General features: G+C 63.8%; 14 protein-coding genes and 1 riboswitch. Of the genes, 2 read left to right on the top strand and 12 right to left on the bottom strand.

Features of this window, described 5'->3' with window-relative positions:
• Positions 1-77 precede the first annotated feature (77 nt).
• The 9 genes from BM416_RS10210 to BM416_RS10250 form a co-directional block, all read right to left on the bottom strand.
• Positions 78-770 (bottom strand): 16S rRNA pseudouridine(516) synthase, encoded by a 693-nt coding sequence (locus BM416_RS10210; RefSeq protein ID WP_092487857.1) that lies wholly within the window; start codon positions 768-770, stop codon positions 78-80.
• Positions 760-966: a cysteine-rich CWC family protein gene (locus tag BM416_RS10215; protein ID WP_065938870.1), complete on the bottom strand. Its 207-nt coding sequence runs from the start codon at positions 964-966 to the stop codon at positions 760-762. The genes BM416_RS10210 and BM416_RS10215 overlap by 11 nt, the downstream gene beginning before the upstream one ends.
• Before the next feature lie 47 nt (positions 967-1,013).
• Positions 1,014-4,595 carry an urea carboxylase gene (gene uca, locus BM416_RS10220; RefSeq protein ID WP_092487860.1) on the bottom strand — a complete coding sequence of 1,194 codons (3,582 nt, stop codon included), beginning with the start codon at positions 4,593-4,595 and terminating at the stop codon, positions 1,014-1,016.
• Between the two features lie 163 nt (positions 4,596-4,758).
• A complete protein-coding gene (locus tag BM416_RS10225; RefSeq protein ID WP_074844417.1) occupies positions 4,759-5,388 on the bottom strand; it encodes an urea amidolyase associated protein UAAP2 in 630 nt (209 codons plus the stop codon).
• 9 nt (positions 5,389-5,397) lie between these two features.
• Positions 5,398-6,123 (bottom strand): urea amidolyase associated protein UAAP1, encoded by a 726-nt coding sequence (locus tag BM416_RS10230; protein WP_092487863.1) that lies wholly within the window; start codon positions 6,121-6,123, stop codon positions 5,398-5,400.
• Positions 6,120-6,884 (bottom strand): ABC transporter ATP-binding protein, encoded by a 765-nt coding sequence (locus BM416_RS10235; RefSeq protein ID WP_092487866.1) that lies wholly within the window; start codon positions 6,882-6,884, stop codon positions 6,120-6,122. The genes BM416_RS10230 and BM416_RS10235 overlap by 4 nt, the downstream gene beginning before the upstream one ends.
• Positions 6,881-7,696, bottom strand: a complete 816-nt coding sequence (locus BM416_RS10240) for an ABC transporter permease (protein ID WP_092487869.1) — start codon at positions 7,694-7,696, stop codon at positions 6,881-6,883. Before BM416_RS10240 ends, BM416_RS10235 begins: the two co-directional genes overlap by 4 nt.
• A gap of 12 nt (positions 7,697-7,708) precedes the next feature.
• Positions 7,709-8,776 carry a putative urea ABC transporter substrate-binding protein gene (locus tag BM416_RS10245; protein ID WP_092487872.1) on the bottom strand — a complete coding sequence of 356 codons (1,068 nt, stop codon included), beginning with the start codon at positions 8,774-8,776 and terminating at the stop codon, positions 7,709-7,711.
• A gap of 60 nt (positions 8,777-8,836) precedes the next feature.
• A riboswitch (guanidine-I (ykkC/yxkD leader) is annotated at positions 8,837-8,938 on the bottom strand.
• 167 nt (positions 8,939-9,105) lie between these two features.
• A complete protein-coding gene (locus BM416_RS10250; protein WP_092487875.1) occupies positions 9,106-10,728 on the bottom strand; it encodes a methyl-accepting chemotaxis protein in 1,623 nt (540 codons plus the stop codon).
• 262 nt (positions 10,729-10,990) lie between these two features.
• On the opposite strand from BM416_RS10250, the gene BM416_RS10255 reads away from it, so the two are divergent.
• Entirely contained in the window at positions 10,991-11,362 is a 372-nt protein-coding gene (locus tag BM416_RS10255; protein ID WP_081744398.1) for a hypothetical protein, read from the top strand.
• Between the two features lie 55 nt (positions 11,363-11,417).
• On the opposite strand, the gene BM416_RS10260 is transcribed toward BM416_RS10255, so the two are convergent.
• A complete protein-coding gene (locus BM416_RS10260; protein WP_092487878.1) occupies positions 11,418-12,530 on the bottom strand; it encodes an enoyl-CoA hydratase/isomerase family protein in 1,113 nt (370 codons plus the stop codon).
• A 136-nt stretch (positions 12,531-12,666) separates the two neighbouring features.
• Between BM416_RS10260 and ung the strand changes: the two genes are divergently transcribed.
• On the top strand, positions 12,667-13,359 hold the full coding sequence (ung, locus tag BM416_RS10265) for a uracil-DNA glycosylase (protein ID WP_092487884.1): 693 nt from the start codon (positions 12,667-12,669) through the stop codon (positions 13,357-13,359).
• Between the two features lie 31 nt (positions 13,360-13,390).
• Here the strand turns inward: ung and BM416_RS10270 are convergent, their stop codons facing one another.
• Together BM416_RS10270 and BM416_RS10275 are read right to left on the bottom strand one after the other, a co-directional pair.
• On the bottom strand, positions 13,391-14,428 hold the full coding sequence (locus BM416_RS10270; protein WP_092487886.1) for an AbrB family transcriptional regulator: 1,038 nt from the start codon (positions 14,426-14,428) through the stop codon (positions 13,391-13,393).
• Entirely contained in the window at positions 14,421-15,935 is a 1,515-nt protein-coding gene (locus BM416_RS10275) for a tripartite tricarboxylate transporter permease (protein WP_027604329.1), read from the bottom strand. Before BM416_RS10275 ends, BM416_RS10270 begins: the two co-directional genes overlap by 8 nt.
• Between the last annotated feature and the right edge of the window lies 1 nt (position 15,936).

Here is a 15,936-nt window from a genome sequence, read left to right on the forward strand (position 1 = left end):
CGGTTTGATTCAAGCAGTAGACCGGGGATGCCGCAAGTCACAGAAATGGGTTTTTGCCATCACCGGCCGAACGGTCGTCAGACCCGTCGGATTTCTTCCTCGGACAGCGCCCGGTACTTGCCGGGCGCCAGGGCCGCATCCAAGCCCAATGGGCCCATTCGCTCACGGTGCAGGCCGATCACTTTGTTGTTGAAGTGCCCGAACATGCGCTTCACCTGGTGATAGCGGCCTTCGATGATGCTCAGTCGGGCCAGGCGTGGCCCCAGCAGCTCCAGCTCGGCCGGTTGCGTGGTCAGGTCTTCAAAAGCGAAATAAAGGCCCGCTGCAAAGGTTGCCGCGTATTCGGGGCCGATGTCCTGCTCCGTTTCTACCCGATAGACCTTGGGCAACTTGGTCTGCGGTTGCGTCAGGCGCCGCGACCACTGGCCGTCGTTGGTGATCAGCATCAGGCCGGTGGTGTTGAAATCCAGGCGACCGGCGATATGCAGCTCGTCTTTGTCCGGCTCATCCAGCAGGTCCAGGACGGTCGGGTGTTGCGGGTCCGAGGTCGCGCTGACGCAGCCCTGGGGTTTGTGCAGCATGAAGTAGCGCGCCGCTTTACCCACCTGCAGCACGTCATCGTCCACGCACACGCGGCTGAATTCGCGCACTTCATGATGTGGGTCGCTGACAGCCACGCCATCCACCGTCACCCGCCGCTCCACCAGCAACACGCGCACTTGCTGGCGATTGAAACGCGGCAGGTTGCTGAGGAAACGGTCAACGCGCATTGCGAAGCTGCTCATCCACCTGAGCACAGCGCGGGCACAGGCAGGCCGTGTTGCGCAATGCATCGGGCAACGCTTCAAGCACCGCCGGGTCGATGGTGACGCTGTAGCACCAGCACGGCTGGTCGGCGGTGCGTGGGTCGGCCAGGGTGCAATCGTTGCGGGCACCGCAGGCGGGGCAAAGGGTTGGCGTGGTCATGGTCGCTGGGGCAGGGTCTCGGAAGTCCCTGCACGATACAGCGCCGGTCAGTCCCGTTCCAGCACCACGACCCGTTGGCCGGCGCCAATGCCGCTGCCCGGCTGCACCGGGATTTCCCGCACCACCCCGGCAAAGGGCGCCAGCACTGGGATCTCCATTTTCATCGACTCCAGAATCACCAGCACATCCCCGGCTGCAACCTTTGCGCCCACGGCCACCGGCACCTGCCAGAGGTTGCCGGCGATAGGGCTGTCGATGCTGTATTCATTGGCCTTGAGCAGCGTGTCTTGCGCCGCTGGCGCCGCGAGCTCTTCGCTGTCGAAATGCGCCTGGCCGCTGGCGATCCAGCGCTCACGCTCGGCGTTGAACGCCTGTTGCTGTTGTTCACGAAAAGCACTGATCCCCGAGGCTTCCCGCGCAAGAAATGCCTGGTAATCCGCCAGGTTCAGGGTGCTCTCCTCGATATCCAGTTCGAAGCGTCCCAGGGGGAAATCCCGACGAATCCGTACCAGTTCATCCGCGCTCACGGGATAGAACCGAATCTGATCGAAGAAGCGCAGCAGCCACGGCTTGCCGTCAAACGCCGCCACTTCGCGATAGCGGTTCCACATCTGCAAGGTGCGCCCGACAAACTGATAACCGCCGGGTCCTTCCATGCCGTACACGCACAAATACGCGCCGCCGATGCCCACCGAATTTTCGGCGGTCCAGGTGCGGGCCGGGTTGTATTTGGTGGTCACCAGGCGATGACGCGGGTCCAGCGGCGTAGCCACCGGCGCGCCGAGGTAGACGTCGCCCAGGCCCATCACCAGGTAGCTGGCGTCGAACACGGTGTGGCGCACTTCATCGAGGTTGGCCAGGTCGTTGATGCGACGGATGAACTCCAGGTTGCTCGGGCACCACGGGGCGTCCTTGCGCACGGTGGTCATGTATTTTTCGATGGCCAGCTGGCACGCCGGGTCGTCCCAGGACAGCGGCAGGTGCACGATGCGCGAGGGCACTTGCAGGTTTTGCCGGGTGCACACGGCGGTCCACTCGTGGCTGATCAGTGCGATCAGGTCGGCGAGGGGCAGTTGTTCCGGCTGGTAGTGGATCTGCAACGAGCGGATCCCGGGCGTCAGGTCGATCACGCCCTTCAGCGCTCGGGTTTCCAGGGCCTGCATCAGGGCATGGCCGCGAAAGCGCAGCACCAGGTCCAGCTCGGGCGCGCCGATTTCCAGCAGCAGGTGGGTGTCGCCGGCGAGGCGGGCGACCAGGCGGGTGTCGGCGTGGCCGATGTCCAATACCAACGGTGATTCAATCGCACAGTGAGACCGAGTCGCCTGCATCGCGGGCAAGTCCGGCTCCCACGTTTGATCCCATTTCAGGGCGAGGTCGCGGGCGGTCTTGAGGTCCACCGGTTCAAAGCGAATCTTGTCACCGGCCTTGAGCTGGCCGAGTTGCCAAAGGTCCGCCTCGATCACCGTCACCGGGCATACGAAACCGCCCAGGCTCGGCCCGTCCGGTCCCAGGATCACCGGCATGTCCCCGGTGAAATCCACGGCGCCGATGGCATAGGGGTTGTCATGGATATTCGACGGATGCAGCCCTGCTTCGCCGCCGTCCGTGCGTGCCCACAATGGCTTGGGTCCGATCAGCCGAACACCGGTGCGGCTGGAGTTGAAATGCACTTCCCACTGCGTGGCGAAGAACGTGTCGATGTACGCCGGCAGGAAGTATTCCGGCGCGCCGTGGGGGCCGTAAATCACCCGCAGTGTGCGGACCTCCGGCAGCGGTTCAGCGACTGATTGTTGCCCGGCGTTCCGGTCTTCCAACGGCAACAGATGCAACACATCGCCCGCCCGCAAGGCGCGCCCGCCATGCCCGCCAAACTGGCCGAGGGTGAAGGTGCTTTTGCTGCCCAGGTAGTCCGGCACTTGCAGCCCGCCACGCAGGCACAGGTAACTGCGCGCCCCGGCGCCGGCGAGGGTGCCCAGGCTCAGGACCGACCCGGCCTCAATCAACAACGCGGTGTTCATTGGCACGGCTTGATCATTCAACCGCAGCGGGATTTCAGCGCCGGTCACGGCGACCACCGCCGCGCAATTGAAGCGCAGCAGCGGCCCGCTCAGGGTGATTTCCAGCGCCGCTGCTCCCTCGTCGTTGCCCAGCAGGCGATTGCCCAGGCGCAGCGCGCGGCTGTCCATCGGCCCCGACGGCGGCACGCCCACGGCCCAGTAGCCGAGGCGGCCGGGATAGTCCTGCACACTGGTTTGCGTGCCTGCGCTGATCACTTCAAACGTGGCGGCCACGTAGACCAGGTCTTCCAGGCACCGCGTCCACGGCCGGCCATTGGCAAAGGGCGGAGCCAGCAGGATTTGGCACAGGTAATCGCGGTTGGTTTCCACGCCGTACAACCGACTGTCACTCAACGCCCGGTGCAGATCCAGGCGCGCCTGTTCGCGGGTGGGCGCCCAGGTGATGAGCTTGGCGATCATCGGGTCGAAGTACGGCGGGATCTCGCAGCCGGCTTCCACCCAAGTGTCGATTCGCAGGCCCTCGGCCAGCGGGAAATCCACACAGGTCAGCAAGCCAGGGCTGGGCTGGAAATCGCGGCCCGGGTCTTCGGCATACAGGCGCGCCTGGATCGCGTGGCCCCGGGGGGTTAACTCGAGTGTGTTCAGCGGCGGCATTTCCCCGGCCGCCAGTTGCACCATCCAGCGCACCAGATCCACGCCCCATACCTGTTCGGTGACGCCGTGTTCCACCTGCAAGCGCGTGTTCACTTCGAGGAAGTAGAAGCGCCCGTCAGCACTGTCATAGATAAATTCCACGGTGCCGGCGCTGCGGTAGTTCACGGCCTTGGCCAGGGTGATGGCGGCGGCGCACAGGGCCTCGGCCATGCCTTCGGGCAGGTTCGGCGCCGGGGTTTCTTCGAGGACTTTCTGGTTGCGCCGTTGCACCGAGCAGTCGCGCACGCCGAGGGCGATCACTTCACCGGCGCCGTCGCCGAACACCTGCACTTCCAGGTGGCGCGCGTGCTCGATGTACTTCTCGATAAACACGCCGGCATCGCTGAAATTGTTCTGCCCCAGGCGTTTGACCGCCTCGAAGGACTCGCTCAACTCCACGCTGCTGCGGCATACGCGCATGCCGATACCGCCACCGCCGGCGGTGCTTTTGAGCATCACCGGGTAGCCCACGGCGTCGGCGGCCAGCAACGCAGAGGCGAGGCTGTCGAGCAGTTCGGTGCCTTCCAGCAGCGGGATCTTGTGTTGCTTGGCCAGGGCGCGGGCGGTGTGCTTGAGGCCAAATACCCGCAGCTGTTGCGGCGTCGGCCCGACAAAGGCGATGCCGGCGTTTTCACAGGCTTCGGCAAACGCGGCGTTCTCCGACAGGAAGCCGTAGCCGGGATGGATCGCCTTGGCCCCACAGGCCTTGGCGGTGGCGAGGATTTTGTCCACCGCCAGGTACGTACTGGCCGCTGCGCCTTCACCGAGGCTGTAGGCCTCGTCGGCTTGCTGGATATGCAGGCTCGCCGCATCGGCCTCGGCGTACACGGCGATGCCCTTGACCTGCAGCTCGCGCAAGGTGCGCAGGATGCGGCAGGCGATGGTGCCACGGTTGGCGATCAACAGTTTTTCGAACATGGCAAAACCCTGCGGGCCGTCCCGCAAAGTGGGGGAGCACTGCGGTCGTCCGCAGTGTGTGCAGTCAGTGTGGATCCCACATTGGCGCGCTATTGTTTGCGGATGCACTGCCCGGCTCGGGATTGGCACAGGGCAAACAGCCAACGGCGCAGGCGCTTGAGTTTCAGTTCCATACCAGCAGCTCCGCAGGGGTGGGGTTGTAGGCGTTGCACGGGTTGTTCAACTGCGGGCAGTTGGAGATCAGCACGATCACATCCATCTCCGCCCGCAGGTCGACGTACTTGCCGGGGGCGGAAATGCCGTCTTCGAAGGTCAGCCCGCCGTCGGCCGTCACCGGCACATTCATGAAGAAATTGATGTTCGGCCCGATGTCGCCTTTGCCCAGGCGGCCGTCGTGGGCACAGGCGCGCAGGTAGTTGTCGCGGCAGCTGTGCATGTAGCGTTTTTCCAGGGCGTAGCGCACGGTGTTGCTCTCTTGGGCGCAGGCGCCGCCGAGGGTGTCGTGGCGCCCGCAGGTGTCATCGACGATGGTCAGCATCGGCTGGCCGAGGTTGGAATACAGCACGCTGCCGGTGCCCAGGTACACGCTGTTCTGCCGGCGCAACGTGCGTTGCACGTCGTAGCGTTCACGCGGGTTTTTCACGCTGTAGAACAACGTGTCGACGGCCTGGTTGCCCTCCAGGTCGAGGATGCGCAGGGTCTGCCCGGCCTTGACCTCCATCAGCCACGGTTCGCCGGCGGGGATGGTTGCGCGGTACACGGCCGCGTCCGGTTGTTTCAGTGCGATAGACATGGCAGTTCCTCAGGCGAACAGGCGGTCGGTGTTGATAAAGCCGCGCTCGTTTTCCGGGCGCGAGGTGCGGCAGTGTTCGGCGACGCTTTTGTCGGCGTTCATCCAGCTCAGTTTCAGCGGTTGCGGGGCGTAGTGCGGGTTCGGGTCCATGGGGTGTTGCAGCGCGGTGAGTACCACCAGGGTGTCCATCGGCGCATAGAGTTCGATGTAATCGCCGGCCCTGGAATTACCCGGTACAAAGTGCAGGCCACCGTCGCCATCCACCGCGACTTTGCTGAACAGGTTGAGGGTCATCAGCAGGTCGGACAGACCCAGCCCCCACTTGCCCAACTCCACAAGCAGGTTGTCGGTGCCGTTGCGGAAGAAGCCATTGCGCAGTTCCTGGTAGCGGCCCTGGCCGTACTTCTCGGCGACTTCGGCGGCGCACAGTACGCCGCCGATGCTGTCGCTCCAGCCGCAGGTGTCGGCGGTGATCGCGGCCAGCACGCGGCCCATGTCCGAGTACAGGCAATGGCCGGTGGTGAGCTTGGCGGTGTGTTGGCATTTGAGGCTGTCGGGCAGGTTCAGGCGCTCGGTTTTTTCGTTGGCGTTGAGCAGGGTCAGGCTGACGTTGGCGCCGCCGCGGAGGTCGGTCAGGCGCAGCAGTTGGCCGCGCTTGAGCACGAACGAACGGTGGCCGCCGCCGGGCAGCATTTCTTCGGCGAAGGGTGGGAACAGTTGGGTGGAATCGGTCATTTGGACGTGGCTCCAAGTTCGGCGGCGAGCGCCTTGCGGCGTTCGCTGTTCAAAGGGATGTCGTAGGTGATGCGCGCGCCATAGGCGCCGGGGGCGTGGGGATCGACGCGAACCTTGTCGAACACCAGCAGGCGCGTGCCGAGGCTGAAGCCTTCGCTCAGGTCATGGGTGACCATGAACACCGTCAGCTGGGTTTCGTGCCATAGCGCCAGCAGCAGCTGGTGCATGTCCTTGCGAATGCCCGGGTCGAGGGCGCCGAAGGGTTCGTCCAGCAGCAACACACGGGGTTTCATGATCAGGGCCTGGGCGATGGCCAGGCGTTGTTGCATACCACCGGAGAGCTGCGCGGGGTACTTGTCCAGGGCGTGGCCGAGGCCGACCTTGTGCAGCAGCGCGGCAGCCTGTTCGCGGGCGTCCTTCCTGGCTTTACCGAACAGCCGGCCCAGCAGGCGAGAACGTGGCAGTTCCAGGCCGAGGGCGACGTTGTCGAGCACCGTCAGATGCGGGAACACCGAGTAGCGCTGGAACACCACGCCACGGCTGGCATCCGGCTCGGCGGCGAGGGCCTGGCCGTCCAGCAGGATCTGGCCCTTGCTCGCGGTTTCCTGGCCCAGCAGCAGGCGCAGGAAGGTCGACTTGCCACAGCCGGACGTGCCCACCAGCGTGCAGAATTCACCCTCGGCGACCTGCAGGTTGAGGCCTTCGAGCACCACCTGATCGCCATAGCGCTGCCACACATTATTGACGCTGATAAAACTCATGCCCGCGCTCCTTCGTACCAGGGGAACGCACGCCGGGTCAGGGCCTTGAGGCCCCAGTCCATCAGCCACGCCAGCAGGGTGATCCACACCACATAGGGCAGGATCACGTCCATCGCCAGGTAGCGTCGTACCAGGAAGATCCGGTAGCCCAAACCGTCGGTGGAGGCGATGGCTTCGGCGGCGATCAAAAACAACCACGCCGAGCCGAGCATCAGCCGCAGCGAGATCAACAGGCGCGGCAGCAATTGCGGCAATACCACACGCAGCATCAGGGTCCAGGTGGAGGCGCCGAGGGTCTGCGCCTTCACCAGCAGCTCGAGCGGAATTTCCCGCGCGCGCTGTTCCAGGTCTCGGGCCAGGCAGGGGGCGACGCCGATGACGATCAGCATCACCTTGGACAATTCCCCCAGCCCGAACACGATGAACAGGATCGGCAGGATCGCCAGCGGCGGGACCATCGACAGCACCGTCAGCAACGGTGACAACGGCGCGCCAAACAGCGGCAGCGTGCCGGCGGCGATCCCCAGGCACAGGCCGGCGAGGGCGCTGATCCCCAGGCCGATGGCGAGGCGCCGCAGGCTGGCGGCGCTGTCCTGCCACAGTACGTATTCGCCGGTGCGAGTGTCGGCGTTGAAGGCCAGGCGCTTTACCGCGTCAAGCATTTGCCCGGCGCCGGGCAGCAGCTTGTCGTTGGGGTTGTCCGCCAGGCGCTCGGCCGAGCCCACGAAGTAGGCGAACAGCAGCAGGGCGAACGGCAGCAGCACCAGCAACAGGCGGCTGGAGCGGTCCGGATGACGGTTGATCAGGCGCATGGCCGGGTCCTCTTACAGCTTGCCGTCGGCGGCCATCTGTACGTAGCTGGGGTCGAACTGCAGCTTGAGGTTGGCCTTGTCGCCACTGGTCACACCGTTGGCGAAGCGCATGCCCACGGCGCTGGCGTCCTTGGCGCCTTCACCCAGCAGGCCGTGTTTAAACGAGAACTCGGCGACTTTGCCCATGGTGGCGGGCAACTGTGGGCTGGTGGCGAAGGCCAGGGCTTCCTGGGGCGTGGCGAACAGCTTGGTAGTGTCCAGTTGCGACTGGAAGCCCGCAAGGTCAGTGCCCGAGGCCTTGGCCATATGTTCGAGGGCTGCGGTGCTGGCGGGGCCCTTGGCGTTCATCAGCGCGACCACTTCGAACCAGGCGCCGGTCAGCGCTTTACCCAGCTTGGGGTTGTCTTTGAGGACCTGGGTGTTGACCACCATCATGTCCATGATTTCGCCGGGCACTTTGCTGGAGTCGAACACTTGGCTCACCCCAGGCTTGGCCTTGATCTCCGAAAGCATCGGGTTCCAGGTGGTGACGGCCTGGACCTGGTCGGTATTGAAGGCCGCCGCGATGTCGGCATCGGAGGTGTTGACCACCTTCAGGTCTTTTTCCGTCAAGTCCGCCGACTCCAGCGCGCGGGCCAGCAGGTAGTGGGACACCGAGAGTTCCACCATGTTGACGTTCATGCCCTTGAGGTCGGCCACGGTCTTGCCGGTGCCCTTGATCACCACGCCGTCGTTGCCGTTGGAGAAGTCGCTGACCACCAGCGCGGTGCTGTCCACGCCACCGGCGGCGGGGATGGTCAGGGCGTCCATGTTGGTCATGGTGCAGCCGTCGAACTGGCCGGCGGTGTATTGGTTGATGGATTCGACGTAGTCGTTGAGCTGCACCATGTCGATGCTGATGCCGTACTTCTTCGCCCACTTGTCGAGGATGCCTTGGCTGCCGGCGTACTCCCACGGCATCCAGCCGGCGTAGATCGTCCAGCACACGCTGAAGTGTTTTTTGGGGGCGGCTTGGGCCTGGACGCTCAGCACGGCGGCAAAGACGACGGCGAGCAGGGCGGGTAAACGGATTGAGGGCATGGGTCTTCTCCAGTTGATCAAGGGCGAGCAGGAGCAACGCGGCACCGTGAACGGTGGCTTGTCTCCCGGGCTTTTATCCCGCCGTGTAACCTCAACTGGAGGTCGCCAACTCTCGGACCAGCCACTCGCTTTCGGCGAGCCGGAACCCTAGTCGGCCATTGCAAATTGTGGTGCCGCGAACCTGTATCAATCCTGCACGCAAGAGATAAAGCGAGAGTCGTGCCAAGTGGCTTCGATGCCCGGCGGTTCAGCCGGGCGGGCGGGAGAGGAGGGTGTAGAAGAGGGCGGTGTGCGCCACGCGGGTGCGTCGGCGCACTGCTATGAGGCGCTTACAGCTGGAACTTGCTGACCAGCACATTGAACGAGGTGGCCAGGCGCGACAGGTCCTGGCTGGAGGCGTTGGTCTGGTGCGCACCGGCGGCGGTCTGGGTGGACAGGTCCTGGATGTTGAGCAGGTTGCGATCCACCTCCCGGGCCACCTGGGCCTGTTCCTCGGACGCCGAGGCGATCACCAGGTTGCGCTCGTTGATGCTGGCCACGCTGGCGGTGATGCGCTCCAGCGCCTGGCCGGCGTTTTGCGCCAGGGTCTGGGTGTTGTTGGCCCAGGTCAGGCTTTTGTTCATGGCGGCCACGGCGCCATCGGCACCGGCCTGGACTTCACCGATCATTTTCTCGATGTCGACCGTGGAGGTCTGGGTGCGGTGGGCCAGCGCCCGCACCTCATCGGCCACCACGGCAAAACCACGGCCTTGTTCACCGGCTCGGGCAGCTTCGATGGCGGCATTGAGGGCCAGCAGGTTGGTCTGGTCGGCAATGCCGCGGATCACATCGATCACCTTGCCGATTTCACGCACCTGGCCGGCGAGGTCGACGACCGATTGGGTCGAATCGTTGATCTCGACCACCATCGATGACATGCCCGACACGGCCTGCTCCACCTGCTGGCGGCCGTCCTCGGCTTCGGCGGTGGCCTGGCGCGACGCCTCGGAGGTCGACACGGCGTTGCTCGCCACTTCGTCGACCGCTGCGGTCATCTGGTTGACGGCGGTGGCGGCTTGCTGGATTTCGTCGTTCTGGCGAGTCAGGCCACGGCTGCTTTCATCGGTGACGGCACTCAGCTCTTCGGCTGCCGACGCGAGCTGGTCGGAGGCATTGGCGATTTCCACCAGGGTGTTTTTCAGGCCGCCCTGCATATCCGACAACGCCATCAACAGTTGCCCGGCTTCGTCGGTGCGGTCGGTAACGATGGCTTGGGTCAGGTCACCCTTGGCAATGCGCTGCGCGCCTTCCACCGCCTGGGCGATGGGACGGGTGATGAGCCGCGTGATCAGCACGCCAATGATGATTGCAATGATGAAGGCCAGCACGATGCCGGCAATCATCCAGGTCATCGCGCTGTTGCGCAGCTCGTCGGCGGCGGCGGCACCTTCCTTGATCTGGCGGTTATTGGAGTCGACCATCACGCGAATCAGCTCACGTGCCTGGCGGAACAGTTCATTGTTACTGGTGTTGAGCTGCGTACGGGCTTGCGCAAGCTGGCCGGCATCGAGCATCGCGATGATGCCTTCGGAGTTACTGACGTAGGTGGGCCAGATCTGGTCGAACTTGTCGCCGGCTGCCCGTTCGTCATCTTCCAACGGTGTGGCGCGATAAATGGCGTAGGCGGTCTGGCTGCGTTTGAGTTCGTTGGCGATGTCCTGGCGCACGCGTTCGCGGTCCTGCTGGGCCACATCGCCATTGCTGGCATCCACCAGGCGATACAGGCCGCGGTTGTGGGCGACCATGCCATTGAGGGTGGCGGCGGTATTGCTCACCGAGACCAGGTTGTTCGAGAAGGTCAGTTCAAGCGCCGAAGCCAGCCGTGTCACGCCCTTGATACCCAAGGCGCCCACGACGAGGGTGATGAACGCGCACAATACAAATGAGAGCAGCAGTTTGGTTGAAATCTTCATGACTGGAATCCGGGGATGAGGGGAGGAAGCTCGCGCTAGAGCCTCCCTGGCATTGTGCGATGTCGTAATGACATCATGCAAATCCGGAAAGTTTCAGTTCGTACAAAAAAGCCCTGTTCATGACGGTTACACACATGTTTCAAACTATTGCGAAAACGCACCAGTTTCGTTTTTTGATGTCAGATACTTCGTCATTCAGTGAAAGCTGAATGCCGCCCCCCAGCGTCGCTGGAGGTGCTCTTCCGCGGTCCAGGAGGCCGCCATGTATCGACGACTGCTGCTCAGCGCTTTACTCGGTCTGACCCTTTCCGCTTGTGTGCCCTACTACGATGGAGGCCAGAGCTACTACCGTTCCGAGGTCTACACCTCACCGGCGCCGGCTTATTACTATGGCGGCGGCACGGCGTATCAATATCGCCGTGATTACTACCCGTCGCCGCGTTACTACGCTCCGGCACCGCGTTACTACTCGGCACCGCGTTATTACCAGCCGGCGCCTCGCTATTACCCGTCAGGGCCAAGGGCCGGTTACCGGCCATACCCGAACCAGGGCTGGGGGGATCGTTGGAACAATGGCGGGCATGGACGCGGTGGCGATCATGACCGTGGAGGTGGCCGCGGCGGTCACCGTTGACCGGCCTGTATGACAAGCGGCGCATGAAGCGCCGCTTTTTCATGGGCGCAAAACCTCAGTAATCGGACAAGTCCGCCAGCGGGTGCCGGCCTTCCCACGCCTTGGTGAAGTGCGCCTGCACCACGGCGTCCGGGACCGTATTGATGTCAGGCCAATGCCAATGGGGTTTCTGGTCCTTGTCGATCAACCGCGCGCGTACCCCTTCGCTGAATTCCGGATGGCGGCAGCAGTTCAGGCTCAGGGTGTATTCCATCTGGAACACCTCGGCCAGGGACAGATGGCGGGCCCGCTGGATCTGTTCCCACACCAGGTGCGCGGTCAGCGGGCAGCCTTCGCTCAATGTCTTGCCGGCGCGATTGAACAGTGGGTCCGCGTGGTCACGCAGCGGGCTCAAGGCGCGCCAGGCGCTGCGCACATCGCCGACGTCCAGCCATTCGTCGATCTGTGCCCGGCGCGGCAGCCATTGCGCCTCGGGTTGCTGGGCCACGGCTTCCTGGGCCAGGGCCTTGAACAGGCTGTTGAGCTGTATCGCGGTCTGCTCCTGCCAGTTCAGTTGCAGCAAGCCATCGAGCAACTCGTCTTGTTGATCGTCGCGCAGGAAACGGTCGGCCAGGCCCAGGTCCAGGGCGTCACGGCCGTTGATATGGGCGCCGGTGAGGCCAAGGAATAAGCCCAGCTTGCCGGGCAGGCGCGACAGGAACCAGCTGGCGCCCACGTCCGGGTACAGCCCGATGCTGATCTCGGGCATGGCCAGGCGGCTACTCGGTGTGACAATCCGTATGGCCGCGCTTTGCAGCAGGCCCATGCCTCCGCCCAGCACGTAACCGTGGCCCCAGCAGATCAGTGGTTTAGGGTAAGTGTGCAAGCGGTAGTCGAGACGATATTCCGCAGCAAAAAACTGTGCGGCCAGGGCCGGCACTTCACCCGGCTGCTCGCGGCAGGCTTGGGCCAGGCTGCGCACTTCGCCGCCGGCGCAAAAGGCCTTGGGCCCGTTGCCACGCAGCAGCACACAGACGATGGCCGGGTCTTTGGCCCAGGCCTCCAGGCGATCTGTCAGGGCCAGGATCATCGGCAAAGAGAGGGCATTGAGGGATTTTTCAGCGTCGAGGCTGGCGATGCCGACGCGGGCGCCGCCATTGCCGGTCAGTTCTTCGAAGTGCAGATTCATCGTGACCTCAATCGAGAAGGTGAAGGATCAGTATGATCGCTTCGTGGGAAAGTGCCGGTGGTGTGTCAGATCAATTGACAAGCAGGGCCGGCTTTCCTAGGGTTCGCCTCATTCTTTTCTACAAGACATTTCAACTATGACCGAAGGCGACCGTATCAAACTCGAACCCAGCTGGAAACACGCCCTGCGTGATGAGTTCGATAAGCCCTACATGGGCCAGTTGCGCGAGTTCCTGCGCCAGGAACATGCCGCCGGCAAAGAGATCTACCCGCCCGGCCCGCTGATCTTCAATGCGCTTAACTCAACGCCGCTGGACAAGGTCAAGGTGGTGATCCTCGGCCAGGACCCGTACCACGGCCCCGGCCAGGCCCACGGTTTGTGCTTCTCGGTACAACCGGGCGTGCCGGCGCCGCCGTCCCTGGTCAATATCTACAAAGAGCTCAAGCGCGACCTGAACATCGACATCCCCAACCACGGCTGCCTGCAAAGCTGGGCCGACCAGGGCGTGTTGCTGCTCAACACCACCATGACCGTGGAACGCGCCAACTCCAATGCCCATGCGGGCAAGGGCTGGCAGTTCTTTACCGATCGGATTATCGAGGTGGTCAGCGAACACCAGCCGCATTTGGTGTTCCTGTTGTGGGGCGCCCATGCCCAGGGCAAGCAGAAGCTGGTCGATGCCACCAAGCATTTGGTGCTGACGTCGGTGCATCCGTCGCCGTTGTCGGCGTACCGGGGGTTCCTGGGGTGCGGGCATTTCAGCCGCACCAACAAGTTTCTTGAGCAGAACGGCGAAACGCCGATTGAGTGGCGCCTGCCGCCGCTCTAAGGCCAGGCACAGTTCAACCTGTGCCGAAGGTTTAGATTTTTTCCGGCTGACGGTTCCAATGCCGAAACAACGGCTCTGCCAGAAACAGCACAAACAACAAGCGCATCACCTGCATCGCCGTCACCAACGGCACCGACAGTTGCAGGGTCTCGGCCGTAAGGCTCATCTCGGCAATCCCACCGGGCATCATGCCCAGGGTCAGCGAGCGCAAATCCAGGTGGGTGAGGGCGCTCAAGCCCACCGCCGCCAACGTTGCCAGCGCCATGGTCAAGGCCGTGCCGATCAAGGTGCGGCCCATGAACGACGGCGCTCGACGAAAGAACTGCCGATTGAAGTGGCAGCCCAACCCGCTGCCGATCAACCATTGGCCGATCTGGCTGCCGCCGTCGGGCAGGCCGATATGCAGGTCCCACACCACGCTGGCCGTCGCACTGACCAGCAAGGGGCCGAACAACCACGGGTTAGGCTGGCGCAAGCGCTGCCAGCCCCAGGCCACCAGTGCACCGAGTGGAAACAGCAGCGCCAGCCACGCCCAACTGACCGGTGCCGGATGAAACTGCGGCGCACCGCCGCCCAACAGATACTTGAAGATCGCCGGCACACACAGCACCACCACCAGCACGCGCAGACTTTGCCCAGCCGCGACACGGCTGAGTACCGCGCCATTGCGCGAGCCGAGGTTGACCATCTCCCCGGAACCGCCCGGCATGCTCGAGAAAAACGCGGTGGCGCGGTCTTCACCACTGCGGCGCATCAACCACACGCCGACCACGCTCGACAGGCTGGTGACCAGCGCCCCGAAGAAAATCAGGCCGAAGTGGCTCATCACCTGTTCGATCACCACCGGGGTGAAGTGCAGGCCGATGCCGATGCCCACCACCCATTGGCCGCATTTGCGCCCGCCGGGAATCTCCGCCAACTGCCAGGGCGTTAGGCAACGCACGAGGATGATCGCCAGTAAGGAGCCGACCATGTACGGCAAAGGCCAGCCGACCAGGCTGGCCAGGTAACCGCCGGCCAGGCCGACCAGCGGTGTTCCCCACCAATGTTTAAAGGTGACCTCAGACATCGGCCACGGCACGACGCTGCAGGGCACGTTTGCGGTAGATGCGCACCAGCGGGAAGGCCAGCATCAACGCGGTCAGTACCCACACACCGAAGGTGATCGGGCTTGACCAGAGAATCTGCAGGTCACCGTTGGAAATCGACAGCGCGCGGCGCAGGTTCTGCTCCATCAGGCCGCCGAGGATAAAGCCCAGCAGCACCGGCGACAGCGGGAAGTCCAGCTTGCGCAGGATGTAGCCGAAGATGCCGATGCCGACCATCAGGAACAGGTCGAAGGTGGTGGCGTGCACCGCGTACACACCGATCGCGGTGATGATCGCGATCACCGGCACCAGCGCCCAGTTCGGCACGGCGAGGATGCGCGTGAAGATGCGGATCATCGGGATGTTGAGGATCACCAGCATGATGTTGGCGATAAACAACGAGGCGATCAGGCCCCAGACGATGTCCGGTTGCTGTTGGAACAGCAGAGGGCCGGGGGTGATGTTGTACAGCGACAGGGCGCCGATCATCACGGCGGTGGTGCCCGACCCGGGAACGCCGAGGGTCAGCATCGGTACCAGGGCACCGCAGGCGGACGCGCCGATGGCAGTTTCCGGTGCCGCCAGGCCGCGCATGTCGCCCTGGCCGAATTTGCCGCTGGCACCGGCCAGGCGTTTCTCGGTCATGTAGGCCACGGCCGAGGCCAGGGTCGCGCCCGCGCCGGGCAGCACGCCCATGATGAAACCGAGCAGGCCGCAACGAATGTTCACCACGAACACCGAACCTGCTTCCTTCAGGTTGAACATCATCCGCCCGGTGGCTTTCACTGCTTCCTGGCCACGGTGGGTTTTTTCCAGCAGTAACAGAATCTCGCTGATGGAGAACAAGCCCAGCACCAACACCACAAACTGGATGCCGTCGGTGAGGTGGATGTTATCGCCGGTAAACCGGTACACGCCGCTGTTGGCGTCGATACCCACGGCGGAAAGGAACAGGCCGATCAGCGCCGCCACGAAGGTCTTCAGCGGTTTGTCACCGGCCATGCCGCCCAGGCAGACAATCGCGAACACCATCAGCACGAAATATTCCGCCGGGCCGAAGGCAATCGCCCATTTGGCCAGCAGCGGCGCGAACAGCACCATGCCGCAGGTGGCGATAAACGCGCCGATGAACGAACTCCACGCGGACAACGACAGCGCCACGCCGGCCAGGCCTTTGCGGGCCATCGGGTAGCCGTCGAGGGTGGTCATCACGGTGGAGGCTTCGCCCGGGATGTTCAGCAGGATCGAGCTGATACGGCCGCCGTATTCGCAGCCCAGGTACACGGCCGCCAGCAGGATCAGCGCCGATTCCGGCGGCAGGCCCAGGGCGAACGCGATGGGGATCAACAGCGCCACGCCGTTGATCGGGCCCAGGCCCGGCAACAGGCCGACCACGGTGCCGATCAGGGTGCCGCACAGGGCAGTCACCAGGTTGTAGGGGGACAGCGCAACGCCGAAGCCCTGGCCCAAATAGCCGAAAGTATCCATA

This window comes from Pseudomonas sp. NFACC42-2, from assembly GCF_900116055.1.
In the GTDB taxonomy this organism is placed as follows: domain Bacteria; phylum Pseudomonadota; class Gammaproteobacteria; order Pseudomonadales; family Pseudomonadaceae; genus Aquipseudomonas; species Aquipseudomonas marginalis.

Excerpts from the sequence above, each read along its gene's own strand:
- BM416_RS10210 (WP_092487857.1), bottom strand. The coding sequence starts at position 770 with ATGCGCGTTGACCGTTTCCTCAGCAACCTGCCGCGTTTCAATCGCCAG.
- BM416_RS10215 (WP_065938870.1), bottom strand. The coding sequence starts at position 966 with ATGACCACGCCAACCCTTTGCCCCGCCTGCGGTGCCCGCAACGATTGC.
- uca (WP_092487860.1), bottom strand. The coding sequence starts at position 4,595 with ATGTTCGAAAAACTGTTGATCGCCAACCGTGGCACCATCGCCTGCCGC.
- BM416_RS10225 (WP_074844417.1), bottom strand. The coding sequence starts at position 5,388 with ATGTCTATCGCACTGAAACAACCGGACGCGGCCGTGTACCGCGCAACC.
- BM416_RS10230 (WP_092487863.1), bottom strand. The coding sequence starts at position 6,123 with ATGACCGATTCCACCCAACTGTTCCCACCCTTCGCCGAAGAAATGCTG.
- BM416_RS10235 (WP_092487866.1), bottom strand. The coding sequence starts at position 6,884 with ATGAGTTTTATCAGCGTCAATAATGTGTGGCAGCGCTATGGCGATCAG.
- BM416_RS10240 (WP_092487869.1), bottom strand. The coding sequence starts at position 7,696 with ATGCGCCTGATCAACCGTCATCCGGACCGCTCCAGCCGCCTGTTGCTG.
- BM416_RS10245 (WP_092487872.1), bottom strand. The coding sequence starts at position 8,776 with ATGCCCTCAATCCGTTTACCCGCCCTGCTCGCCGTCGTCTTTGCCGCC.
- BM416_RS10250 (WP_092487875.1), bottom strand. The coding sequence starts at position 10,728 with ATGAAGATTTCAACCAAACTGCTGCTCTCATTTGTATTGTGCGCGTTC.
- BM416_RS10255 (WP_081744398.1), top strand. The coding sequence starts at position 10,991 with ATGTATCGACGACTGCTGCTCAGCGCTTTACTCGGTCTGACCCTTTCC.
- BM416_RS10260 (WP_092487878.1), bottom strand. The coding sequence starts at position 12,530 with ATGAATCTGCACTTCGAAGAACTGACCGGCAATGGCGGCGCCCGCGTC.
- ung (WP_092487884.1), top strand. The coding sequence starts at position 12,667 with ATGACCGAAGGCGACCGTATCAAACTCGAACCCAGCTGGAAACACGCC.
- BM416_RS10270 (WP_092487886.1), bottom strand. The coding sequence starts at position 14,428 with ATGTCTGAGGTCACCTTTAAACATTGGTGGGGAACACCGCTGGTCGGC.
- BM416_RS10275 (WP_027604329.1), bottom strand. The coding sequence starts at position 15,935 with ATGGATACTTTCGGCTATTTGGGCCAGGGCTTCGGCGTTGCGCTGTCC.